The organism is Hymenobacter metallilatus, from assembly GCF_003944705.1.
In the GTDB taxonomy this organism is placed as follows: Bacteria; Bacteroidota; Bacteroidia; order Cytophagales; family Hymenobacteraceae; genus Hymenobacter; species Hymenobacter metallilatus.
In genome coordinates this window covers 38927-63647 of sequence record NZ_RWIS01000001.1, presented here as the reverse complement: position 1 = coordinate 63647, position 24721 = coordinate 38927, and the positions used below count along the sequence as shown (strand labels likewise).

At 58.5% G+C, this 24721-nt stretch carries 22 protein-coding genes; 16 read left to right on the top strand and 6 right to left on the bottom strand.

Features of this window, described 5'->3' with window-relative positions; all coding sequences use genetic code 11:
• Window positions 1–77 precede the first annotated feature (77 nt).
• Complete coding sequence (locus tag EI290_RS00275; RefSeq protein ID WP_185816770.1) at window positions 78–1475, bottom strand: PQQ-dependent sugar dehydrogenase; 1398 nt, start codon at window positions 1473–1475, stop codon at window positions 78–80.
• 123 nt (window positions 1476–1598) lie between these two features.
• Between EI290_RS00275 and EI290_RS00270 the strand changes: the two genes are divergently transcribed.
• From EI290_RS00270 to EI290_RS00245, 6 genes are all read left to right on the top strand, one after another.
• Window positions 1599–2033, top strand: coding sequence for a GNAT family N-acetyltransferase (locus EI290_RS00270; protein WP_125425481.1), 435 nt, complete (start codon window positions 1599–1601; stop codon window positions 2031–2033).
• 35 nt (window positions 2034–2068) lie between these two features.
• On the top strand, window positions 2069–2713 hold the full coding sequence (locus EI290_RS00265) for an HD domain-containing protein (protein WP_125425479.1): 645 nt from the start codon (window positions 2069–2071) through the stop codon (window positions 2711–2713).
• A 52-nt stretch (window positions 2714–2765) separates the two neighbouring features.
• A complete protein-coding gene (locus tag EI290_RS00260; protein ID WP_125425477.1) occupies window positions 2766–3107 on the top strand; it encodes a hypothetical protein in 342 nt (113 codons plus the stop codon).
• Window positions 3108–3220: 113 nt separating this feature from the next.
• Window positions 3221–5674, top strand: a complete 2454-nt coding sequence (locus EI290_RS00255) for a S9 family peptidase (protein ID WP_125425475.1) — start codon at window positions 3221–3223, stop codon at window positions 5672–5674.
• A 147-nt stretch (window positions 5675–5821) separates the two neighbouring features.
• Window positions 5822–7075, top strand: a complete 1254-nt coding sequence (locus EI290_RS00250; protein ID WP_125425473.1) for a hypothetical protein — start codon at window positions 5822–5824, stop codon at window positions 7073–7075.
• An 83-nt stretch (window positions 7076–7158) separates the two neighbouring features.
• The gene (locus tag EI290_RS00245) at window positions 7159–8118 is read left to right on the top strand and encodes a hypothetical protein (RefSeq protein WP_125425471.1); all 960 of its coding nucleotides are present in this window, start codon (window positions 7159–7161) and stop codon (window positions 8116–8118) included.
• Between the two features lie 140 nt (window positions 8119–8258).
• On the opposite strand, the gene EI290_RS00240 is transcribed toward EI290_RS00245, so the two are convergent.
• Complete coding sequence (locus EI290_RS00240) at window positions 8259–9080, bottom strand: phosphatase PAP2 family protein (RefSeq protein ID WP_125425469.1); 822 nt, start codon at window positions 9078–9080, stop codon at window positions 8259–8261.
• 212 nt (window positions 9081–9292) lie between these two features.
• On the opposite strand from EI290_RS00240, the gene metK reads away from it, so the two are divergent.
• The gene (gene metK / locus EI290_RS00235) at window positions 9293–10555 is read left to right on the top strand and encodes a methionine adenosyltransferase (RefSeq protein ID WP_125425467.1); all 1263 of its coding nucleotides are present in this window, start codon (window positions 9293–9295) and stop codon (window positions 10553–10555) included.
• A 110-nt stretch (window positions 10556–10665) separates the two neighbouring features.
• Here metK and hpf read toward each other — a convergent pair whose 3' ends face one another.
• From hpf to EI290_RS00215, 4 genes are all read right to left on the bottom strand, one after another.
• Window positions 10666–10965, bottom strand: a complete 300-nt coding sequence (gene hpf, locus EI290_RS00230; protein ID WP_125425465.1) for a ribosome hibernation-promoting factor, HPF/YfiA family — start codon at window positions 10963–10965, stop codon at window positions 10666–10668.
• A 37-nt stretch (window positions 10966–11002) separates the two neighbouring features.
• Window positions 11003–11890: a tyrosine-type recombinase/integrase gene (locus EI290_RS00225; protein WP_125425463.1), complete on the bottom strand. Its 888-nt coding sequence runs from the start codon at window positions 11888–11890 to the stop codon at window positions 11003–11005.
• 153 nt (window positions 11891–12043) lie between these two features.
• Window positions 12044–12244, bottom strand: a complete 201-nt coding sequence (gene rpsU / locus EI290_RS00220; protein WP_125425461.1) for a 30S ribosomal protein S21 — start codon at window positions 12242–12244, stop codon at window positions 12044–12046.
• Between the two features lie 154 nt (window positions 12245–12398).
• The gene (locus tag EI290_RS00215) at window positions 12399–13538 is read right to left on the bottom strand and encodes an acyl-CoA dehydrogenase (RefSeq protein WP_125425459.1); all 1140 of its coding nucleotides are present in this window, start codon (window positions 13536–13538) and stop codon (window positions 12399–12401) included.
• Between the two features lie 250 nt (window positions 13539–13788).
• Between EI290_RS00215 and EI290_RS00210 the strand changes: the two genes are divergently transcribed.
• The 9 genes from EI290_RS00210 (at window position 13789) to EI290_RS00170 (ending at window position 24671) form a co-directional block, all read left to right on the top strand.
• The gene (locus EI290_RS00210) at window positions 13789–14736 is read left to right on the top strand and encodes a polysaccharide biosynthesis/export family protein (protein ID WP_125425457.1); all 948 of its coding nucleotides are present in this window, start codon (window positions 13789–13791) and stop codon (window positions 14734–14736) included.
• Between the two features lie 51 nt (window positions 14737–14787).
• The gene (locus EI290_RS00205) at window positions 14788–17235 is read left to right on the top strand and encodes a GumC family protein (protein WP_125425455.1); all 2448 of its coding nucleotides are present in this window, start codon (window positions 14788–14790) and stop codon (window positions 17233–17235) included.
• A 17-nt stretch (window positions 17236–17252) separates the two neighbouring features.
• A complete protein-coding gene (locus EI290_RS00200; protein WP_125425453.1) occupies window positions 17253–18014 on the top strand; it encodes a tyrosine-protein phosphatase in 762 nt (253 codons plus the stop codon).
• A gap of 34 nt (window positions 18015–18048) precedes the next feature.
• Window positions 18049–19047, top strand: coding sequence for an NAD-dependent epimerase/dehydratase family protein (locus EI290_RS00195; RefSeq protein WP_125425451.1), 999 nt, complete (start codon window positions 18049–18051; stop codon window positions 19045–19047).
• Window positions 19048–19253: 206 nt separating this feature from the next.
• Window positions 19254–20651, top strand: a complete 1398-nt coding sequence (locus tag EI290_RS00190) for a tetratricopeptide repeat protein (RefSeq protein ID WP_125425449.1) — start codon at window positions 19254–19256, stop codon at window positions 20649–20651.
• Between the two features lie 196 nt (window positions 20652–20847).
• Window positions 20848–21681, top strand: a complete 834-nt coding sequence (locus tag EI290_RS00185) for a phosphosulfolactate synthase (RefSeq protein WP_125425447.1) — start codon at window positions 20848–20850, stop codon at window positions 21679–21681.
• 38 nt (window positions 21682–21719) lie between these two features.
• Window positions 21720–22097, top strand: coding sequence for a hypothetical protein (locus tag EI290_RS00180; RefSeq protein WP_148103613.1), 378 nt, complete (start codon window positions 21720–21722; stop codon window positions 22095–22097).
• 136 nt (window positions 22098–22233) lie between these two features.
• Entirely contained in the window at window positions 22234–23577 is a 1344-nt protein-coding gene (locus EI290_RS00175; protein ID WP_125425443.1) for a PQQ-dependent sugar dehydrogenase, read from the top strand.
• A gap of 176 nt (window positions 23578–23753) precedes the next feature.
• Window positions 23754–24671 (top strand): TraB/GumN family protein, encoded by a 918-nt coding sequence (locus EI290_RS00170; RefSeq protein ID WP_125425441.1) that lies wholly within the window; start codon window positions 23754–23756, stop codon window positions 24669–24671.
• Window positions 24672–24721: the final 50 nt, after the last annotated feature.

The following is a 24721-nucleotide window of genomic DNA, read 5'->3' as shown; positions in this document are numbered from 1 at the left end:
CGCATCTTCTACGCTAAGAAAAGGGGCCCGACGCAGCTGCGTCGGGCCCCTTTTCGTGGTTTGGAGGGTTCAGTGCCTTATTCCACCACGAAACGCTGCACCACGTTATTGCTACGAATAGAATACAGACCCGGCCGCAGACCTTGCAGGCCAACCTGGGTTGTCCGCTGGCCCGCGTTGAACTGCGCCGTGCGTACTACCCGGCCTACGGCATCGTGAATATCGGCGGGGGTGGTGTTGGTGACTGGCGCGGGTAGTTCCAGAGTCAGGGAAGTCCGTGCCGGGTTGGGCCAGAGGCTGAGCTGGCTCGTGTTGGCCTTGGCGGTGCTGGTGAACAGCCGGTTCTCCAGCACCAGAATCTGGTCGTCGTTGGCACCGGGGGTGGCGCGGCCGTCCCGGTTGCTGGTGCCCACGTACACTTTGCCCTGGGGCGAAATGCAAATGGAACGCAGGCGCCCGAAGCCGGTGAGGGTGAAGGCCCCGGTGCCGGCTGTGCTGCCCGTGGCGTCCAGCGGAATCTGCGTAAGCTTATTTCCTTTCAGGGCCAAGGCCAGCAGGCTGTTACGCCAGCCCGGAATGGCCGGGTGGTCGTAGTAGGTGATGCCCGCGCAACCCACCGTAGGGGCCCAGGTGAAAATAGGTTCCCGCACGTTGTTTTGGGTGCAGAAGGGCTGTTCGGCGGGCAGGTTGCACAGGCCTTCCACGGTGGGCCAGCCATAGTTGCGGTTGGGCTCGATGATGTTCACCTCATCCTCGGCATCCTGGCCGTGCTCCGAGCTGTAGATTTTGCCATTGCCGGCCCGCACCAGGCCCTGGGGGTTACGGTGCCCGTAGGTGTAGCTGGCGTTGCCGGCTACCGGGTTGTCGGCCGGAATGGTGCCATCCAGATTCAGCCGCAGGATTTTACCGTTGAGCGAGGCCCGGTCCTGGGCGGCGGGGCGGTTCTGGGCGTCGCCGGTGGTCATAAGCAGGGTTCGGTCGGGGAGGATGAGCAGGCGGGAGCCGCTGTGCGTGCTCACGGCGCTGATGTTACCCAGCAGCACCAACGGGCTGCTTAGCGTACCGTTGGAGTAAGTGAGGCGCACCAGCTTTTCCCGGTACTGGCCGCCCGCGTCGTTGTAGTTGTACACCACGTACACGTAGGGCGAAGTAGTGAGCAAATCAGGGTGCAGGGCCATGCCCAGCAGGCCACCCTCCGAGGAGGTAACCACATCCGACAAGGTAACCAGCGGCGTAACCTGTCCGGTGGCGGGATTTACGCGGCTGATGCGGCCGCCGCGCTCCGTCATCCAGATGAAATTGTCGGGGCCCCAAACCAGCTCCCAGGGCACTTGCAGGCCAGTGGTCAGGGCCGAAACCGAAACGGTGGTGCTGCCTACCGGAAACGTGGTAAGCACCGGCGCCGTTTGGGCCGACAGTAGCAGCGGGCTGCAATACGCAGCGGCCCCAATCAGCAGCGTGTGAAGGTGTTTCATAGTCAGGTAGTTAAATGGTGGTGGAGTAGAAGAGTAACGTAATAGAAGCATTTTTGGATTAAAAACGGTGCGGGTTTGCACGGGCTTTTCGTTCTTGTTGCTCACCCAACCCCCAGCCCCGCTATGTTCACCGTCAGCACCGACCCGGCCCGCCTCGATGTAGCCCTGATTCACCGCTACCTGGCCGAGGAGTCATACTGGGCCCGTGGTATTCCGTTCGAAACGGTGCAGCGGGCCCTGGCCAACTCCCTCAACTTTGGCGCCTACGCCCCCGATGGCCGCCAAGCTGCCTTTGCCCGGGTAGTTACCGACCGGGCCACGTTTGCCTGGCTCTGCGACGTGTTCGTACTACCCGAGTTCCGGGGGCAGGGCCTCAGCAAGCAGCTGATGCATACGGTGTGGAGCCATCCGGACCTGCAGAACCAGCGGCGGCACCTGCTGGCTACCCTGGACGCGCATGGCCTGTACCAGCAGTTTGGGTTTCAGGAGCTGGCCGCTCCGGAGCGGTATCTGGAGGTCCGGCGGGCCAACCCATACGGAATACCCACGGCCAATTAGCCGCGCCACATTCGTCTATTCTGTATCCTCGCGCTATGCATACCACATTGGCGGCCCGTTGGCAGCACCTTACCACGCCTATTCTCTCCGATGAAGCCCTGCGTACGGCAACGTACCAGCAGCTGGCGGCGGCCTACGGCGGCTCCGACCGGCACTACCACGCTTTGCCGCACATTCGGGCGCTGCTGGAAGCCGTGGACCGGTACCCCGCGCTGGTGCACGACCGGGAGGTAGTGGAGTTGGCCATCTGGTTCCATGATGCCGTGTACCACACCCGTCGCGCCGATAATGAAGCCCGCAGTGCTGCCCTGGCCCTGGAGTTTTTGCAGCACACCACACTTTCCGCAGCCCGGCAGCAGCGCGTAGCCTTCCTCATTGAGCGGACTCAGGATCATACCCAATCTCAGCCTGCCGACCCGGACCTGCACTTCTTCCTGGATGCCGACCTGCAAATACTGGGTGCCCCCGAGGCCGACTACTGGCAGTACGCCCGGCAGGTGCGCCAGGAGTACCGCCTCATCCCCGATTTTCTGTACCGCCGGGGCCGCCGTCAGGTGCTCGAAAAGCTGCTCCACACGCCATTGCTCTACCACACCGCCACCTTCCGGGGGCAGCTGGATGCCGCCGCCCGCCGCAACCTCCAGGCCGAGTTGAAGGCGTGGAAAAACGGGAGTGTGTAGTTCGGAAGCTCTTCAGGGTGCAATTCAAACACTTTAATCGTTCCCGTTCCTTATGCAGTATCAGAGAAAAGCCTGCCTGTTATTGGGTTTTCTGCTAATGCCTGCTTTGGCGTTTGCACACGGCGAGGACGTACTTGTGCCGTTCTTTATTCAATTCGGCTCGGTTGTCTTATTTACAGCAATCCTTCTGCTCAGCCGATTGGCGTATGCTACAAAAGCCTGGATGAGTTTGGCCTATATTTTAACCGTATTGTTGGTATGGACCATGTTTATTAATGTGCCCTTCCGAGAATCTGCTGATGTATTTAACCTGCTCGTTGGTGTTGCGCCCTTTGTGGCCACTCTCGCCGTTTATTGCCTTGTGAATTTCTTCAACAAAAGAATCCGAAAATAAGGTAATAGCATCTTAAGAGAATAGTAAGGAGTGTAGAGGTAAATTCTACTCTCATCCAGTATTATGCATCAGCTACAGCGTCGTAAGTTGCGGTACTGCAACCACCTGCCTGTATGCTCAAACCTGTACACCTATTCTTATCCGCCGGCCTGCTGCTGGCGCTGCCCACCTACGCCCAGAAGCTCAGTCCGCTTACCGTCGAGAAAATCATGCGCGAGCCGGCGCAATGGCTGGGTACTTCGCCCAGCAACGTGCAGTGGGCCGAGGATGGCAAAACCATTTACTTCAGCTGGAACCCCGAAAAAGCCCGCCGCGACTCGCTCTACCGCCTCGCGCCCCAGGGCGGCACCCCGCGCAAGGTGAGTCTGCGGGAACAGCTGAGCCTGCCTGCCACCAGCGGTGAGTACGACCAGCACTACACCCGCAAGGTGTACGAAAAGGACGGGGATATTTACCTGCTCGACCTCAAAACCCAGCGCCGCCGCCGGATAACCAACACGGCCGAGCGGGAAACCGAGCCGCAGTTTGCCTTGCAGGAGGGGGCCATCAGCTACACCCGGGGCGGCAACCTGTTTACCTGGGACCCCGCCACCGGCGAAACCGTGCAGCGCACCGATTTCCGCCGTGGCCCCCGGCCGGCTTCCAATGAGCCCACCGATAAGGAAGAGAAGTTTCTGAAAGCCCAGCAGCTGGCTCTGTTTGAGGTGCTGCGCGGCAAGGAGCAGGATGCCCGGGCCCGGCAGCGCCAGCAGAAAGCCCTGGCCCGGCTACGGCCCAAAGCTATATACCTGGGCCAGCAAACCGTGCGCAACCTGCGCCTCTCGCCCGATGGCCGCTACGTTACCTACACCCTCACGCAGGAGCCCTCCGGCGAAAAGGTGGCCCTGGTGCCCAACTTCGTTACGGCTTCCGGCTTTACTGAGGATATCAGCACCCGCACCAAGGTGGGGGCGCCCCAAACAGCCTACCAGCTGGGCCTGTACGACGTGGGGCGCGATACTACGTTTGTGCTGGGCTATAAAGAGTTGAAGGGCTTGGATGAGCAGCCGGCTTACCGCAAGGAGTACCAGCTGCAAGCCAAAGCCCCTGTGCCGGCCGATACCAGCAAGGCCGCCGCCAAAAAAGAAAAACCCGCTACTGAGCAGCGCCGCGTGGTGCCCTACGGCCCGTTCTGGTCCGACAACGGGCAGCGGGCCTTCCTGGTTATCCGCAGCACCGACAACAAGGACCGGTGGATTGTAGCCCTGGACCCCGCAACCCAGCAAATCAGGCTCTTGGACCGCCAGCACGACGACGCCTGGATCAACGGCCCCGGCATTGGCTATGACGAAGGCAACGTGGGTTGGCTGCCCGACTCGCGCCGCATCTGGTTTCAGAGCGAGGAAACCGGCTACTCCCATCTGTACACGGTGGATGTAAATACGGGCCAGAAAAAGGCCCTCACCAGCGGCCGGTTTGAGGTGCAGCGCGCCCAACTCAGCCGCAGCCGGAAAACCTGGTACCTCACCGCCAACCAAACCCACCCCGGCGAGCAGCACTTCTATTCCATGCCACTGGAAGGCGGGCCGCTCACCCGAATCACTACCCAGCCCGGCGGCTACGAGGTTAGTCTCTCGCCCGACGAGAAAACCCTGGCCTTGCGCTACAGCACCAGTAACCAGCCCTGGGAGCTGTATGTGATGGAAAACAAGCCGGGGGCTAAGATGCGCCGCCTCACCCACAGCACCACGCCGGAGTTTGAAAGTTACCCCTGGCGCGCCCCCGAGGTCATCAGCTACAAAGCCCGCGACGGATCTGACGTGTACGCCCGCCTCTACCGCCCGGCTATTACGCAGCCCCAGGGCCCGGCCGTCATCTTCGTGCACGGAGCCGGCTACCTCCAGAACGCGCACAAGTGGTGGAGCCAGTACTTCCGCGAGTACATGTTCCATAACCTGTTGGCCGACCGGGGCTACACCGTGCTGGACATCGACTACCGCGGCTCCAGCGGCTACGGCCGCGACGTGCGCACCGGCATTTACCGCTACATGGGCGGCAAGGACCTCACCGACCAGGTAGACGGGGCCCGGCTGCTGACCGAGAAATACGGCGTAAGCCCCCAGCGCATTGGTATTTACGGGGGCAGCTACGGCGGCTTCATCACCCTGATGGCCATGTTCACCCAGCCCGAGGTATTTCGGGCCGGTGCCGCCCTGCGCTCCGTTACCGACTGGGCCCACTACAACCACGGCTACACCGATAACATCCTCAACGAGCCCTACAACGACTCCCTGGCCTACGCCCGCTCCTCGCCCATCAACTACGCCGCCGGCCTCAAAGGTGCCTTGCTGATGTGCCACGGCATGGTGGATACCAACGTGCATTTTCAGGACATCGTGCGCCTGTCGCAGCGGCTCATCGAGCTGAAAAAGGAGAACTGGGAGCTGGCCGTGTATCCGGTTGAGGACCACGGGTTCGTGGAGTCCTCCTCCTGGACCGACGAGTACAAGCGTATTCTAAAGCTGTTTGAAACCAACCTGCGCAACCAGCCGCCCGCTGCCAGCGGGGTTGGCAGCAGTGGCCACTAGCACCGCCAAAACGTGTACCCCGGAGCTGTGCTCCGGCCCGCGCAAGCGGTTCAGTATCGTCTCCCGCGAGCCGGAGCACAGCTCCGGGGTACAACTTCAACGCTGACCGGAGCACAGCTTCGGGTGGCACCCGTTCATTAGGCCTCCATGTCTCTTCGCCTAACCTGGCCGCGCCGGATAGCCGCCTACACGCTGCTCATCCTCGGCCTCACGCTCTCATTCTGGTTTTCGCCGGCACCCCGCACCGAGGCAGAATATTGCGGTACCTATCTGCACCTTACGCCCTGGGCCGGCTTCACAGCCAACTGCGACGGGTTTGTATACATGGAAGATGCCCGCCACCCCGCGCGTTTGCTGGAGTCCGGGGAGGTGCGTCAGTCCCGGCCCTTATTCATCCTGCTGGGCAGCGTAGTGGGCTACCCCTGCACCTGGGCCGTACAAGTGGCGCAAGCCAGCGGGCTGCTGCCGGCCCGGGTGGTGCAAAAGCTGCCGGTCAAGTATCAGCCGCTGCTGGGTTTCTATGTGGGCTACGTGCTGTTGAACTACACCGTGCTGCTGGCGGCGCTGCTGCTATTTCGGTACCTCTACTACCGCTTCACGGCCCAACAAGGTAGCTCCGGGATACTGGCGGGGCTCTTCGTATTTCTGGTATCCAATCAGGTAACCAAGGCCTTTTTCTGGACCGTACACCAGCAAATGTTTACGTTTCTGGTGCCGTTGGTGCTGGTGTATGTAGCCGCACAGCTACACACCTCGGCGCAGTGGCGGCAGCAGCTGCCATTACTGGCGGTAGTAGGTGGATTGTTGTCGTTGGTGTATGGCAGCTTTGTGCTGGTGCTGCCGGTGTTGCTGTACGGGCTCTGGCTACAGCGGGCCGAAGGCTCCCGCCTGACTATGCTGGGCTGGGCGCCGCTGCTTATGCTGCTGTTTGCAGTGCCAACACTGGCTTGGATTGGCATTCTGCGGCTGCAAGGTGTGGCCTATTACAACCACGAGGCGGCAGCTTACGGGCAGGTAGTGTGGCTGCAAGCCCTGTGGCAGCAACCATTTCCGGCGTTTTGGCAGCTGCTGAGTGTCAACTTCGGTAAGTTTCTGAGCACCCTGCCCGCTATTGGGCCATTCGCTGCAACGGCGCTGCTTGGGGGCTGGGCGTTTGGGCGTCGGCAACGGCCTCACTTTATGCGCCTGTTATTTGGAGTGACGCTGCTATTGATAATTTTTCTGGTGGGGCTCGGCTACTACAAGGAACGCCTTACCTGGATGCTAGTGCCGGTGCTGCTGCTGATGATAGGGGCATCGGGGGCTGTACAGCAGCGGCCGGTACGCTTCACGGCCGGTTTGTTGGGTGCGGCGGGGGCCTGGCACCTGTGGCAAGTGGTGGCCTACGGCCCGTTCTCCTGAGCAAAACCGTCGGGTTCGATATTGCGTGGCGTGGGCTAAAGTCCTATGTTCAGGCACCTGTAACCTTTCATCTCTTTCCTGTTATGACTGACTTGTATTACCAGCCTTCCGGCCGTTTCACGGTGGGCGGTATTCTGGGCCTCCTGCTGGTGGGGGCACTGGCCGCCGTGCCGCTGGCTTTCCTGTACGTGTATGCGGTGTGGTATATTCCGTTTATCTACATCAATTTCTTCATGACGCTGATGTTCGGCTTTTTGCTGGGCTGGGTGCTGAAGAAAATGGTACGCACCGGCAAAATCCGCAACCCCCGGTTGGCGGGCTGGCTGAGCGTGGCCGTGGGCGTGTGGGCCTGGTACGTGCAGTGGTGCGTATACATGGCCCTGCTGGCCGGCGCCGGCGAAACCGAGAGCCTCGGCAGCCGGGCGTCTTTTGCGCACACCACGTTTCAGGAGGACGTATTCTTAGGGATGATCATCGACCCTGGCACCCTGTTCGGAGTACTACCCGAACTGGCCGAAAACGGCACCTGGAGCATATTTAGCGCAACGCCGAGCGGTATATTCCTCTACCTGATCTGGCTGGCCGAATTTCTGATTATTGTAGTCCTGACCTGGATGCAGCCCCACAGCGAGGCCGGCGTACCCTTCTCGGAACTGGCGCAGGAATGGGCCGAAAAAACCACCCTTCCCCAGCGCGCCATCCACTTCCCCGATGCCGCCGCCGCCAAAGCCGCCCTCGAGGCCGCTGACTGGCATCAGCTACAACCACACGCTCAAGAGGAAATTACGGTCACCTCTCCCTCCAGCCGCCTGCATTTCTACCGTGCCCCCTCCGACCCGCAGTGTTGCTACCTCTCACTGGAAAACATTACGGTGGAAGTAGACAACAAAGGTAAATCGTCCGAAAAAACCGCCGACGTAGTAGAGTACCTCCGCGTGCCGCCCCATATATGCACCGAATTGCACACGCGGTTCAGCACGGACGCCGTTGCATCTGCTTCCGTCCCGGAAGATCCTGCTGCCTATTCGGGTACGTATCAGTAAATCCGCGCCTCGTTGCGTATTCCTCCCATTATACAGTGAGGTCCCGCTGGCAGAACACCAGCGGGACCTCACTGTATAACTGGAAAAAAAAGTACGGTTCTATGGCAGAACCGCACTTTTGTGCATCAGTGAATGGTTGGTTACAGCCGCTTCGTTAATGATAAGCCCGTGTACGAGTAGCCGTTCATGTTGATGCCCTGCAACGGTACAATGCTCAGTGTACGGCCTTTTTTCTTGTGCAGCTGTGGCACCATAATACCGGCCGTAGCGCCTACTACATAGCCCACAAGGTTGTCGGAAAGGAAATGCTTGCCGGCCTTCAGGCGGGTATAGCCTTCAGCCGCCGGTACCAGAGCTGCCGCCGTCCACACGAGCGGCTCCAGGGTTGTGCCAGGGTTAAAATCGTGGTACACTTTGGCGGCGAAGAAGGCCGACGCTGCTGTGTGGGCGGTATGGCCGGCAAAAAAGGAATTAGTGGCAATCTTACTGTTTCGGTCGCCCCCGCCTTGGGTGCCGTACAGAAATGGTCGGTACCGGGTAATACTGCCCACGCTCATGGTGAAGGAAGCATCGGCTGCCAGCATGGTCTGCAGGTACAGCCCCAATACCTGCCCATACCGTCCTCGCACCTCCGAATCCAGGGCCAGCAGTGCCGGCGCAAGCACCAGCGAAGGATATACAATTAAGTCGCCAGCAGTCTGAGCCTTATCACTGTAGTAGCCCGCCGAAAACCGGTCGAACTTGGGAATGTCGTTTTTATTGAGAGTGGCCAGTTGGGCATCCGTGAGACCATCTTTTTGCTGCACCAGCAACAACCCTGTGATACTCAGAGCCCCCAGGCCTACCGAAACCGGAGCATCCACGGCAAAGCGGGTGTGATAGGGCGACGGTGACTTTTGTGCCTGAGTGCTGCCACTGGCTACCAACGACATTCCGAGTGCGAGGAGAAGAGGTTTTTTCATGTACAGGGTTGGAGAAAAGCGGAATAGGAGAGTTGCCCTAAACGCAGGCCGGCCCCGTGGGTTGAACCCAATAGGATATTGCATTGTGCAGAAGCCAGTAGCAACAAGTAACTAACCGCCGGAAAACTTGTAGCTTTGCGGCCCTGCCTGGCTGGTTGCCTGTAGCAGGGCAGGGGCTGCCGGCCTCTTGCGTACTCCTACCTTATAAGCTGATGCCCTACCTGTTCACCTCCGAATCCGTTTCGGAAGGCCACCCCGATAAAGTAGCCGACCAGATTTCTGACGCTATCCTCGACGAGTACCTCCGTCAGGATCCTACTGCCAAGGTGGCCTGCGAAACGTTGGTTACCACCGATTTTGCCCTGGTAGCCGGCGAAATCAAATCAACGGCCCACGTGGAGGCTGAACCGATCATCCGGGAGGTTATTCGTCAGATTGGCTACAACAAGCCCGAATACCTGTTCAATGCCGATACCTGCGAGGTAATGAACCGCCTGCACGAGCAATCGGCTGATATCAACCAGGGCGTGGAGCGAGCCGTAGCTGAGGAGCAGGGCGCCGGCGACCAGGGCATGATGTTCGGGTATGCCACCAAGGAAACCGACAACTACATGCCCCTGGCCCTCGACCTCTCGCACCGCTTGCTGCGCGAGCTGTCGGCCATTCGCAAAGCCGGTCAGGAAATGACCTATCTGCGCCCTGATGCCAAAAGCCAGGTAACCATCCGCTACGCCGACGACAATACGCCCGAGGCCATCGAAACCATTGTGGTAAGCACCCAGCACGACGATTTCGATGCCAGTGAGGAGCAGATGCTGGCCCGCATCAAGGAGGATATTATCAACATCCTCATTCCGCGCGTGAAAGCTCAGCTGAGCCCCGAGGTACAGAAGCTGTTCACCGCCGACATCAAGCACCACATTAACCCCACTGGCAAGTTCGTTATTGGGGGCCCCCACGGCGACTCCGGCCTCACTGGTCGTAAAATTATCGTGGATACTTACGGTGGTAAAGGTGCCCACGGTGGCGGAGCTTTTTCCGGTAAGGATTCTTCGAAAGTGGACCGCTCCGCCGCTTACGCCGCCCGGCACATTGCCAAAAACCTGGTAGCTGCCGGCGTAGCTGATCAGGCGCTGGTGCAGGTGGCCTATGCCATTGGTGTGGCCGAGCCCGTGGGCGTATTCGTGACTACTTACGGTACCACCCAAGCCAGCAACGGCCAGGGCCACAAGCTCACCGACGGCCAGATTGCCGAGAAAGTGCAGAAGCTGTTCGACCTGCGCCCCTACGCCATTGTGCAGCGCCTGGGCCTGCAAAACCCCATCTTCGCCGAATCGGCCGCTTACGGCCATATGGGCCGGCAGCCCGGCACCAAGCAGGTGCAGGACGGCCAGGGCAATACCCGCACCGTGGAAACTTTCACCTGGGAAAAGCTCGACTACGTCGATAAAATCAAAGCCGAGTTTGGCCTGTAGCCGACGTGGCACACGCCTCCGCGGGTGCCGTATCAGCAGTATATTCATGAAAAGCCCCGTCTGAATCTTTCAGAAGGGGCTTTTTCATGAAAAGCTAACAGCTAAAAAAATCAATGGCTTACCAGTTTCTCCTTGTGCTTGGTGATCTGACGTTTCAGACTCTCCGAAGCGGCATCAGCGGCTGCTTCGAATGAGGCGGCATCTTCCTGAGCAAATAAGGTGCTGCCGGGTACGTACAGCTTAATCTCCACCGTTTTATTGTCGATACCATCCTTGTTGTTGAGGCGCATAATTACTTCGCCCTCGGTCACGCGGTCATAGAAGGTTTCGAGTTTGTCGAGGCGCTTCTGGATGAAGTCGAGCAGTTTCTGATCGGCATCAAAATGCACCGATTGCATCTGTACTTTCATCGGTCGTGGGGTTAAATGGGAAGAAAGGGAACAAAAATCAGGCCTTCGGATGGGCCTTTTCAAACACTGATTTTAGCTTGTCGATACTGAGGTGCGTGTACACCTGCGTGGCCGCCAGGCTGGCGTGCCCAAGCAACTCCTTAATAGCATTCAGATCGGCTCCTTTGCCTAGCAGATGCGTGGCAAAGGAGTGGCGTAGCACGTGCGGGTGCTGCTGGCCCGGAGCAGTAGTTATCTGACTCAGATAGTGCTTCACCGTCCGATACACGAACTTTTCATAGAGCGGCTCTCCCTTATCCGTAACGAGCAGGACGCCGTGGGCGTTGCTCAGCGCGCCAAATTCGCGTTGCTGAAACGCTATATAACGCTCCACTACTGCAAGCAGGCTGGGGTTGAGTGGTACGAGGCGCTGCTTGTTGCCTTTGCCGGTTACCCGCACAGTTTGCCCTGGCAAACTCAGGTCAATGTGCTTGATACCAAGTAGTTCAGAAAGCCGGATGCCGGTGCCATATAGCAGTTCCAGAATAAGCTGGTCGCGCAGGCCCGCAAACGTAGCCGGGAAGGCAAATGAGTTCAGCAGGTTATTTAAAGAATCTTCCGGCACAAAGTCGGGCAGCTTCTTGGCTACCTTCGGCGACGTGATGCGCAGCATCGGGTTTTTCTGAATAACCCCAGTCCGTAACAGGTACTTGTAGTAAGAGCGGAGGCAAGCAATTTTACGGTTTACCGTGCGCGGGTCACGGTGCTGCTGCATGAGCTCCACCACCCACGAGCGAATCAGGGGATGGTCGGCCTGCGCGGGGTTCGGGAGTTCATAGGTAGCCTGCAGAAACTCTGAGAACTGGCGCAGATCAGTCTGGTACGACAGCACAGTATGGGGGCTGTAGCGCCGCTCAAACCGCAGGTAGTCAAAAAACAATTCCATACACAAAGGCGCCGGCCGCCGGGGCCGGATACCCAATGTATGGAATTCAGGGGAAGAAAAAAACAGAATTATCTGGACGCGAAAAAACCGGCTGATTCGCACCTGGTGGGCAAATCAGCCGGTTTTTTGTCCGGCAAAAAGCTCGGCAGTAACCTACGCGTTGGTAGCGTCGGGGCCGTACGTGGCCAGCTTGTAAATAGCCTTCTGCTTCTGCTTACGGTTCGTGATGGAAGGCTTCTGGAAAAACGTGCGACGACGCAGTTCTTTCAGAACGCCGGTGCGCTCAAATTTCTTCTTGAAGCGCTTCAGCGCACGGTCAACCGACTCGTTTTCTTTGATTTGGACGATGATCATATCTTCAGTGAACTTGGAAACCCAGGTTGGAGGGGCCGCAAAGATAAGCACAGATTTGACAGATTCTCCGCTGATTACGCAGATTTTTTCAGCCGTGAACTACCAGACCGTTTCTAAGCTGCCTAATCAGCGGAAAATCTGTTAAATCTGTGCCTTACTTGAGCAGGGTGCGGGCAATAACTAACTTCTGAATTTCAGAAGTTCCTTCCCCGATGGTGCATAGCTTGGCGTCGCGGTAGTATTTCTCCGCGGGGTAGTCTTTGGTATAGCCGTAGCCCCCAAAAATCTGCACGGCCTCATTGGCCACCCGCACCGATACTTCCGAGGCGTACAGTTTAGCCATGGCCGACTCTTTATTCACGTTCAGGCCCCGGTCTTTCATATCGGCGGCCCGGTACGTGAGCAGGCTGGCAGCTTCTATTTCGGTAGCCATATCGGCCAGCTTAAAGCTGATGCCCTGGAAGTTGCTGATGGGTTGGTTGAACTGGTACCGCTCTTTGCTGTATTGTACGGCTGCTTCGTAGGCACCCTGGGCAATGCCCAGGCTCAGGGCTGCAATACTGATGCGGCCCCCATCCAGCACTTTCAGGGCCTGTACAAACCCGTCGCCTACCTTACCAATTACGTTTTCCTTGGGCACCCGGCAATCGGTAAAAATCAGCTCGGTGGTTTCGGAAGCCCGCATACCCAGCTTGTTTTCTTTGCGGCCAGCCGCAAAACCCGGCGTACCCCGCTCCACAATAAAGGCCGTCATGGCGTGGGAGTCGCCAATTTCTCCGGTGCGGGCAATAACCACGGCCACGTTGCCGGTTTTGCCGTGGGTAATGAAGTTTTTAGCACCGTTCAGCACGAAATAGTCGCCATCCTCCACGGCCACTGTGCGCATATTGCCGGCATCCGAGCCTGTGTTCGGCTCCGTCAGGCCCCAGGCCCCAATCCATTCGCCGCTGGCCAGCTTGGGCAGGTATTTGTGCTTTTGCTCCTCGGAGGCGTGCTGCAGAATGTGGCCGGTGCAGAGTGAGTTGTGCGCCGCCATGCTCAGGCCAATGCTGCCATCAATTTTGGCCAGTTCCGCAATGGCCGTTACGTATTCGGTGTAGCCAAAGCCGGAGCCGCCGTACTCCTGGGGTACAAGTACCCCCATCAAGCCCAGCTCGCCCAGCTGATGAAAGATGTGCGCGGGGAACTCCTGGGTTTCATCCCATTCCATCATGTGGGGCTTGATGTGCTGGGCGCCAAAGTCGCGCACCATCTGGGCAATCATCGTCTGGTTTTCGGTCGTTACCAGTTCCATAGTAAATAGGGTGGGGGTGGGAAGTTGAACAAAGCAGCGTGTTTACACAACTCACTCCGCTCAGATTTGGGTCCGCGAAAGTATGATTTTACAGGCGACAAGCCAGTATAGGATTAAGGCCTTCGCCTCGTGCAATTTTGATAGGGCCGGCTAATTCGGTTTCTTTGATGGTTTTTAGGCAAAAACTGCCCAATATCCGCGGCCGTTATGCCGTTGCTTCCGAAACCAGACTCCGGTCAAGCCGGTTTTCATGCAAAATTTCCCTTTTCGTCGTTTCCTGAGCCTCTGGCTCGTTTGCCTACCCATTGTGCTGCTGCTGGATTCGTGCTCCGCCAGCCGCATTCAACAGCAAAACATCCTGTTTCGTACCGACGGAGCTGGCCAGATGGACACTGCGCAGCTGCGGAACGTAGTAAACAGAGCTGAGCGCAACTACCTGATTCAGGCCAATGATTACCTGGAGGTGCACGTGTACACCAACAATGGGGAGCGGATATTGGACCCCAACGGGGAATTATTATTTGGAACTCCCAGTGGCGCGATGGGCGGAGCCAGCGGTATTAGCCGGCAAACCACCGGAGGGGGGGGCGGTGGCCGCACTACTGCCGGGGGTGGGGCCCGGGGAGGAAGTGGCCAGGTTGGCAGCACGGAATTTCTGGTGCAGCACGATGGCTTAGTGAAGCTGCCGCTGGTAAACTACCAGAAACTTGCCGGGCTTACGCTTCTGCAGGCCGACAGCCTGCTGCAGATTAAGTACACGGAGTTCTATAAGGATGTATTCGTGACCACGCGGGTTACCAATAACCGGATTATCGTGCTGGGGGCCTCTTCCGGCGGGGCCGGCCAGGTGATTCAGATGAACAACGATAATATGAATCTGCTGGAGATACTGGCTGCCGCCGGCGGTATTGATGGGGCAGCGGCAGGAACTACCGGCCAAAGCCGGGTTGGACGAGCCGATAACATCCGTCTGATCAGGGGTTCCCTCAAGAACCCTCAGGTACAGATCATCGACCTGACTACCATTGACGGGATGCGCCGGGCTAACCTGCAGGTGGAACCTAATGATATTGTATATGTTGAGCCCATTCGGCGCCCATTCTATGAGCGCCTGCAGGAGGTGACCCCACTTTTTACACTTATTGCCAGCGTTGCCTCGTTGGCTAGTGCGGTGTACTTCATTTCCAACATTAGATAGTTGACGCGGCTAAACGCTTCCGTTACTATTCTTGACTTAAACTAGCCTTACATGGCGGCGAAAGAAGATGCTGAACTAGAAGAGCTCATCCGCAGCGCGGGTGGTGAACCAGAGGAGGAAGAAGACGGTGGAGGACTGGATCTGAGTACACTCCTGATGGTGGCCCGGAAGAGTCTGCCCTGGATGCTCCTGTTGATTGCGTTAGGCGTAACGGCATCCTGGCTTTTCCTACGCTACACACCTCCGTTGTACAAGGCCTCCTCTACGCTGAAAATCGACGAAAAATCGGAAGCAGGGCTGTTGCTGGGTGATGTGGGGCAGGCCGCTGAGCAAAAGCAAAACCTGAACAAGCTGTCGGGGGAGGTAGAACTGATTAAGTCCGACATTATCTACCGACGGCTGAAGGATTCGCTGGAACTGGACGTGAACTATTACGTGCAGGGTACCGTGCTGGAGTCGGAGCTCTACAACCTGTCTCCGGTGCGGGTGGAGTACACTGCCAATAAAGGCGCCGCATTCAACCAGAAGATTGGGCTGGAGCTGTTGGATAACGACCAGTTCAAACTGCACTTGCCCGGAAACGGGTCTGAAACCAGCGCCTTGACATTTGGTCAGCCTTTCCAGGCAGCCGGATTTACGCTGCGCGTGTACAAAACAGCACAGTACACCAGCGCCGACCGGGACGCAACGTACTCCTTCGTTATTCAGGACGGAGGCACCGTAAATGCGTACCTGACGCAGAATCTGGCAGTGGATATCGTAAACCCGGATGCCAGTACAATCAGCATCTCGTTTGCTGATCATAACCCCGTGAAGGCGAGTGATATCGTCAATAAAATAGACACGGTATATCTGGTGGAGAAGCTGCTGCGGAAGCAGGAAACCATGGCCCGGGCTACCAGCTATATTGATCAGCAGCTTGGCATCAACGACAATAAGCTGGGCCAGGCTGAGTCCAACATGCAGGACTTCGTGAAGCGTAACCGGGTGTTCGACGTTAAATCGGAGGCCAGCCTGATCAACAACCAACTGACCACCCAGGAAGCCGAGCAGGAAAAGCTGCAGGAAGAGGCCGATATGCTGGCCGACCTGGCCCGTTTAGTCGAGCAGGAGCGCCTGACTGACCGGGAAGATGGGGACGTATTTCAAACTATTCCGGCTCTGAGCACCATCAAGGATGGACAGTTGCTGCAGCGCATTACGGAGCTGAGCAACCTGCAGCTTGATTTAAGCCAGCTGCTGAAATCATATCAGGAAACGACAACGGCCGTGAAGCTGCGGCGGTCCGAAATTGCCAATATTAAAGGCATCATCCGGGAGCTGCTGCGCAAAAATCAGCAGCTGGTGCGGCGGCAGCTGGCCAAAATGTCGGCTAAACGTGCCGAACTGGAAGGAAAGCTGCAAACCTTGCCCGAAAAGCAAACCGAGCAGGCGCGCCTGCAACGGCCGCTGGAATTGTACGAAAAGTACAACATGCTGATGATGGACCGGAAAATCAACTTCGGGATATCTATGGCAGGTACCACGGCCGATTTCCAGATTTTGTCGCCGGCCACGGTGCCGACCGTTCCCATTTCGCCGGTAAAGCTGATGGTGTACGCCATCGGGCTGGCCGCCGGAATTGTGCTGGGACTGGGGCTGATTGCAGTGCGTTATCTGATGCACAATACCATCACCAACATCCGGGAGCTGGAGCGCAACACCAGCGCGGCCGTGCTGGGCGTTATCCCAACCTACGACAAAGAGAAGATGGCCGTTTCGAAGCTGGTGGTGGACCGTAACCCCAAATCGGCCATTTCTGAAGCCATCCGCTCCATCCGGACCAATTTGGAATTCATGGCTTCTTCCAAGAAGAAGCGCCTGATTTCCATCACTTCGACCATCAGCGGCGAGGGCAAAACTTTTGTAACGGTAAACCTGGCCGGTATTATTGCTGCCTCCGACCAACGGGTGGTAATTCTGGACCTGGATATGCGCAAGCCGAAGGTGAATCTGGCTTTCGACGCCGACAACACGAAAGGTGTGAGCACCATCCTGATTGAGAAGCACACGTGGCAGGAGTGCGTACAGCACACCAGTATTCCGACGCTGGACTTTATTTCGGCCGGGCCCACTCCTCCTAACCCCTCGGAGCTCATTCTCAGCTCCCATTTTGATGAGCTGATAACCCAACTGCATCAACACTACGATGTGGTGATGATAGATACCCCGCCGGTTGGGCTGGTTACGGACGGCATCCTGATTATGCGCAAGGCCGACGTGCCGATTTACATCGTGCGGGCCAACTACTCCAAGAAGTCGTTCCTGAAAAACATCAACAAGCTGATGCGGGCAAATGGCTTTACCAAGCTCACCACCATCCTGAACGACGCCAAAACAACCGGTGGGTATGGCTATGGCTACGGCTATGGCTACGGCTATGGCTACGGACAAGGCTACTACGAGGAGCCGTCGGCCCCAACGGGCTTGCTGACCCGCATCCGGAAGCGCTTTTCCTAATTCAGCGGCCCCAGCGCATGTCGTTTTTCCAGAAGCTGTTTGGGCGCGAGGCTGCTGCTCCGGAACTCCCTTCGCTCGGAGTGTTGGAGGTTGACATGCATTCCCACCTGCTGCCCGGTCTGGACGACGGGGCCGAAACCCTGGAGCAGTCAGTGGATATGCTGCGGGAACTGCGCCGCCTGGGCTACCGCAAGCTCATCATGACCCCGCACGTCATGGGTGACTTTTACCGGAACACGCCCGAAGGCATCCGGCAGACCCTACAAGCGCTGCGGCAAGCCGCCGCCGCCGCCGGCCTGGATGATGTAGCGCTGGAATGCGCCGCCGAATACTACCTGGATGAAAGCTTTCTGCCCCGGCTGGAGCGTGGGGAGGAACTGCTGAGCTTTGGCGGGGAGCGGCGCATGGTACTGGTAGAAACCTCCTACATCAACGAGCCCTTCAACCTGCCGGAAATAGTTTTCAACCTGCAGGCGGCGGGCTACCAGCCCGTGCTGGCCCACCCGGAGCGATACACCTATCTGTACGGCCGGTTTGAGGAGCTGCTGAAAATCCGGGACCTGGGGGTGCTGCTGCAGGTGAACCTGAACTCGCTGATTGGATACTACTCGGCCGGGGCCAAGCGGGTAGCCGAAAAGCTGATTGACGCCGGCCTGGTAGACCTGCTGGGCACGGATACGCACAACACCAAACACCTCGACAACATTCGGGAGAAAGTGCTGCTCAGCGCCTACCTGCCCAAAGTGCTGGCCCTGCCGCTGCTGAACAGCACGCTGTAACCCGTTTCCGGACCCGTCATTTTACCTGAGCCCTATGATTTTCGTTACTGGTGGCAGCGGACTGGTAGGCAGCTTTGTACTGGCGGAGCTGGTGGCCCAGGGCCGGCCGGTACGGGCTCTGTACCGGCAGCACGTACCATCGGTGCCGGGAGGTGAGGCCATAGAATGGGTGCAGGGCGACATTCGGGACGCGCTGGCTCTGCGGCAGGCGCTGGAGGGCGTAACCCACGTGCTGCACTGCGCCGGCCTGGTTTCCTACGCCCCCCAGGATGAGGAAGAGCTGCTGCGGGTGAATGTGGAGGGCACTGCCGCGCTGGTAGATGCCTGCCTGGAGCGCCCGGGCATCCGGCTGGGCATGGTGTCGTCGGTGGCGGCGCTGGGGGGCGGGGCCGGCGCGGCAGAGGATGCCCCCGGGCCGGTGGTGCTGGATGAGCACACCAAATGGGACCTGGGCGCCGAGCACAATGCCTACTCCACCTCCAAATACCTCGGCGAGCTGGAAGTGTGGCGCGGCATTTCGGAGGGGTTAGAGGCGGTGATGGTGAACCCCTCAGTGATTCTGGGGCCAGCCAACTGGGAGCGGAGCAGCACCCGCTTGTTCCGCTATGCCTACCAGGAGCACCTGTTTTACACGGCTGGTAGCATTAACCTGGTTGATGTGCGCGACGTGGTGGAAGCCCTGCTGCACCTGACGCTGCATACCAGCCGCAGCGGGGAGCGGTACGTGCTGAACGCCGGCAGTATGCTCCTGCGCGACTTTCTGACGCAGGCGGCCGCTTGTTTTCAGAAGCGCCCGCCTTCGGTGCTGGTGCCGGAATGGGCGGCGGAGGGTATCTGGCGGCTGGAGCACGTCCGGTCGTTGCTGACCGGCGCCCGCCCCCTCATTACCAAGGACACCGCCCGCGCCGGCCGGCAGCCCGTGGTGTACCGCACCGAAAAAATCCGGCAGGAGTTGGGCCGGGAGTTCCGACCTTTGTCGGAAACAATTCAGTGGTGTTGCCAGGGGCTCAGGAGTAGCGGAGTAGCGGAGTAACTGAGTAATTGTTCGGTAGGGTAGTCTGCGCAATTGGCGCATACCGAACGATTACTCCGCTACTCCGCTACTCACAAAGAACCCATCGGCGTCCGGTGTGGTTGTTGTATATTAAGGGCAGGTGGCTTTTCCGGGTTGGAAAAGCGCCGGCTCACCCGCGCAACCTGCCGTTTTGGCGGTTTCGCGCCGATAGTTGCCGCATGAGAATGAACGAAAACTTTGAGGACCGGGACGAAGTGCTGGCCACCGTACGCCGCTTTGAGCAGATGGTAGCCCACAATGAGCCCGTGTTTTTTGACTTGGCCGATTTTGAAAACATCATCGACCACTATACTTCCACCACGCAATACGATAAAGCCCTGCAGGCCTGCGAGGCCGCCATTGCCCAATATCCGTTTAGCACCGAGCTGCTGATTGACCGCTCACAGGTACTGGCCATGAAGGGCGAGTACGTGGCGGCCAGTACGCAGATTGAAGACGTAGCCCAACTTGACCCCGACAACCCTGACGTGGCCGTGACGCGGGGCATCATTGCCACCCAGAAGGGCGAGTTTGCGGAGGCCGTAGCCTTTTTCCATCAGGCGGCGGAGCGGGCCCAGGAGCGGGACGATATTTTCTTCAACCTGGGATTGGCTTACCAGAGCTGGCAGAAATTCAAGAGTGCCGCCAAGTACTACAAGCAGAGTCTACGCCTCAACCCCGACAACGACGTGGCCGTGCAGGAGCTGCTGTACTGCCTGGAGGTGAGCGAGCGGCTGGAAAAGAACCTGGAGTTTTTCCGCCGCTTCACCGATGAGGACCCCTATTCGGCGGTAGCCTGGTACAACCTGGGGCAGGCCTACTACCGCGCCGATAAGCTCGACGACGCCGTCAGTGCTTTCGACTATGCCATCCTCATCGATAGTAAGCTGTACGAGGCCCACGGGTTTCTGGCCAGCACCTACGTAAACATGGAGCGGTACCGGGCGGCCATTGCCGAGTTTGAGCTCAGCTACCCGGAGGGTCAGCCCAGCCCGGAGGCCCTCTGCAACATCGGGGAGTGCCACGAGAAGCTGGCCGAGTGGGACCTGGCCCGCCGCTTCTACCAACGGGCCATCGACCTTGACCCCGAAATGGACGAGGCCTGGTTTGGCATTGGCATTGTGATGAATGCCCAGGAGAAATATTTTGAGGCCATCCACTTCTTCCGCAAGGCCGTGAGCCTGTACCAGGAAAGCGTGGAATACTGGCTGGCGCTGGCGGCCGCCGAATACCAGATTGGCAACATCATATCGGCCGTGGAGGCGTACGAAAAGGCTACCGAAACGGCGCCCGACAACAAAGATGCCTGGTTGAACTGGAGCATTCTGCTGTACGAGCAGGGCAATTTTGACGGCGCCATCGACCTGATGCGCAACGCCGTGGAGATTCAGCCCATGGAAGCCGAGCTGCACTACCGCCTGTGTGCCTATCTGCTGGCCGCGGGCCGTTATCGGGAGGCTTATCAATGCCTGGAAAACGCCCTGGTACTGGATTTCGACAAGCACCGGCTGTTGTTTGAATACTTCCCGGAGCTGGAGTCGCAGAAGGCCCTGGCCCGCCTGATTGACCAATACCGGAAGTAGGTAGTGGGTATTAGGTAGTAGGATGAAGGACTATCGTTCAACGGTGTCCTTCATCCTACTACCCAATACCTACTACCCTCATCCTTAATCCTCACTTACAGAATTCGGGCGTACTTTTACGCCCGTTGTTTTTTGGGCGAAGCGACTGACCGCAGCGTACCTCGGTCCGCAAGCCCCTATCCCCAAGACCTAACTGATGAACTACACCCTCAATCAACTACCCGAACGGACGCAGAAACCGCGCGAGCAAGGCTTTACCATGGTAATGGACAAAGGCCTGAGCGTGCGTGAAGTGGAGGATTTTCTGGAAGTCGGGGCCGAGTACACCGATATTGTGAAGCTGGGCTGGGCCACTTCCTACGTGAACCCCAACCTGAAGCGCAAGCTGGCCGTGTACAAAGAGGCTGGTATTCCGGTGTACTTCGGCGGAACGTTGTTTGAGGCCTTCATCATTCGCAACCAGTTCGATGACTACCGCCGCCTGCTGCACGAGTTTGGCATGGAGTACGCCGAGGTATCGGATGGCTCCCTGGACCTGAACCACGACAAAAAGCTGGACTTCATCCGGACCCTGTCGCAGGACGTGAAGGTGCTGAGCGAAGTAGGCTCCAAGGATGCGGAGAAAATTATTCCGCCCTACAAGTGGATTTCGCAGATGAAAACCGAGTTGGAGGCCGGCGCCGTAAAGGTGATTGGCGAGGCCCGGGAGGCTGGCAACGTGGGACTGTTCCGTAGCACCGGCGAGGTGCGCTCGGGCCTGGTGGAGGAAATCCTGACCCAGATTCCGTTCGAGAAAATCATCTGGGAAGCCCCCCAGAAAGCGCAGCAGGTGTGGTTTATCAAGCTGCTGGGCCCCAACGTGAACCTGGGCAACATTGCCCCCAACGAAATCATCAGCCTGGAAACCATTCGGCTGGGCCTGCGCGGCGACACCTTCCTGGATTTCCTGGACCTGGAAAACGTGGACGAGATGTTCAAGCCCGAGCCCAAAGCCCAGGGCAAGCCCGGCACCTCCATGCCTCGCGGATGAGCCGGTTTCTGACCATTGCCGGAACGGTACTAGCAAGTATGGTTTGCTGCTCCGTGGCTCTTTGGGGCGCACCAGCTCAGGTGGCCCGCAAGCCGGCCTGCCAGACAGTGCACACGGGGCAATTTCGGTTAAGCAGCTCCAAGTCATCTACCGACATCCGCCGTACCGACAGCACCCAGTATGAGGTGAATCAACAGGATGGTATTGAGCTTGTATTCAAGGTGCGCTGGCTCGATGACTGCACCTACGAATTGTATGACAAGCAGTTGCTGAAAGGCCCCGAGAAATACCGGGGACAGCCAACGGACGTGCTGCGAGTACATATAATGGGAGTAACCGCGCGCAAATACAAGGCCGTGGCAACGTCTAACTTTAGCGACCTGCAGCTGCCCGTTGAAATTGATATTGTGCCGTAGAAAAGCTTGCCTGCTGCGCTGCGCAGGCTGGAGGATGCCGGGGATGAGGTCAACTTATCCAAGGCAAAATCAGTACAAGAAAAGGCCGAGCCGTGGTATGGTTCGGCCTTTTTTTGTTGTTAGCATCCTCCTTAATATGAACCGATTCCCTTCCAGTACCACTTCTGCCTGGGCCACTCTGGCGCTACTGGCCGCCTGCGGTGGCCCTAGCAAGCAGGAAAAAGCCGAAGCCGCCACCACCACGCCCGCCGATACGGTGGCCACAGCGGCCAGCCCGGTTAACTTGCCCGAGCCCTACGCAACCAAATCGGTAACCAAGCGCAGCAAGGTAATTGGCTGGCCCGCCGGCAAAATGCCCACCGCCCCAGCTGGCTTCGTTGTGACCAAGTATGCCGATGGGTTGGTGAGTCCGCGCAACACGTACGTGCTGCCCAACGGCGACGTGCTGGTGGCCGAGGCCAACACCGTGCCCACTGACGTGAAGGAAAAAGTAACGGCGCAGCTGGAGCTGGACCCCTCCAAATCGTTGCGGGCCCGCAGTGCCAACCGCATTACCCTGTTGCGCGACACCAATAAAGACGGTACACCCGATACCCGCACCACCTTTCTGGCCGGCCTGAACCAGCCCTTTGGTATGGCGCTGCTGGAAGGCAATTTTTACGTGGCTAATACCGACGGCGTGTGGCGCTACCCCTACAAAAGCGGCGCCACCAGCATCAGCGGGAAGGGGGAGAAAATTCTGACCCTGCCGGCTGGGGGCTACAACAACCACTGGACCCGCAACCTGCTGGCCGGGCCCGGGGGCCGGAAGCTGTACATATCGGTGGGCTCGGCCTCCAACGTGGCCGAGCACGGCATGAAGGAAGAGGAGCGCCGGGCCAACGTGCTCGAAATAAACCCCGATGGCAGCGGGGAGCGGGTGTATGCCGCCGGCCTGCGCAACCCCGTGGGCCTTGACTGGGCCCCTGGCACCCAAACCCTGTGGTCGGCCGTGAACGAGCGGGATGAGCTGGGCGATGAGCTGGTGCCCGACTATCTGACCAGCGTGCAGCCCGGCAAGTTCTACGGCTGGCCCTACGCTTATTTCGGCCAGAAGGAAGACCCCCGCCGCAAGGGGGAGCGGCCCGATTTGGTGCAGCAAACTGTGTTGCCTGAGGTGGCGCTGGGCCCGCATACGGCCTCCCTGGGGCTAGCTTTCTACAAAGCCTCGGCATTCCCGCAGAAGTACCGCAACGGGGCTTTCATTGGACAGCACGGCTCCTGGAACCGCTCGGCGTTTTCGGGATATAAGGTGGTGTTTGTGCCCTTCAGCAACGGCAGGCCCAGCGGGCCGATGGAGGATTTTCTGACCGGCTTTATTGCCAATGAGGCCGACAAGGAGGTATACGGCCGCCCGGTAGGCATTACGGCCCTGCCCGACGGCTCCTTGCTGGTAGCCGACGACGCGGCCGACACCCTGTGGCGGGTGGCCGCCCGGTAAGTATTTCAGGGTCCGGATCAGGCAAACCGGCCTGCCTCCGCTGCGGCGGTTGGTGGGTCGGTTTGCGGCGTTTAGGCGCCGGAGTATCGGGTTGGTGCAATAATCCGGCTAGCTGAATCAGCGCCCTGCATCTTTGGGTACTTCATTCTTCCGACACCCCTTATTTCACTACTGCCATGACGATGTTTCGTACCCTGCTGCTGGCCGGCACCCTGGCCCTGACTTCCCTGAGCGCGCAGGCTCAGAAAACCAAAATCAAAGCCAAAGCGGCGGATAAAACTCCCGTTACGGCGGCTCCGGCCAATTCCCTGTTGTGGGAGGTATCGGGCAAGGGGCTGGCGCAACCATCCTACATATACGGCACCATTCACCTCATCTGCCCCCAGGACTTGCAGGTAACCGAGCCGATGAAGCGGGCTTTTGGCAGCAGCAAGCAGGTGGTAATGGAGCTGGATATGGACAGCCCCACCATGATGCAGGAAATGCAGGCCGGCATGATGATGGCCGACGGCCAGACCCTGGAAAAGCTGCTGCCCGCCGCCGACTACGCCCGCGTGGGTGACTACCTCAAGGCCAAAGCCGGTATGCCCATTGCCCAGCTGGGTATGCTGAAACCGTTTATTGTCAGCTCTATTCTGTACCCGGCCCTGCTGGGCTGCACTCCGGCCAGCTACGAAACTACCTTTGTAAAGCTGGCCCAGGAGCAACACAAGGAAGTAACGGGTCTGGAAACGGTGCAGGAGCAAATGGGCTTTTTCGATAAGATTCCGTACGCGGTGCAGGGCAAGATGCTGGCCGATATGGTAACGAAAGAGGCCGAGGCCCAACGGGAATTTCAGCAGCTGCTTACCCTCTACAAGGCTCAGAACGTGGAGGAGCTGCGCACCGTGAGCAGCAAAAGCAGCTTTGGGTTTCAGGAGTATGAGCAACTGCTGCTGGACGGCCGCAACCAGCAGTGGATTGCCCGCATTGAGAAGCAGGCCGCCGCGCAGCCCACGTTTTTTGCAGTAGGTGCGGCGCACCTGGGGGGCTCCCAGGGGGTGCTTAACCTGCTGCGTCAGCAAGGGTATAGTGTAACGCCGGTACTGCAGTAAACGGCTGGATACCAACTCCTGGCGGCCTCCCGGTGGCGCAGCGAACCGCT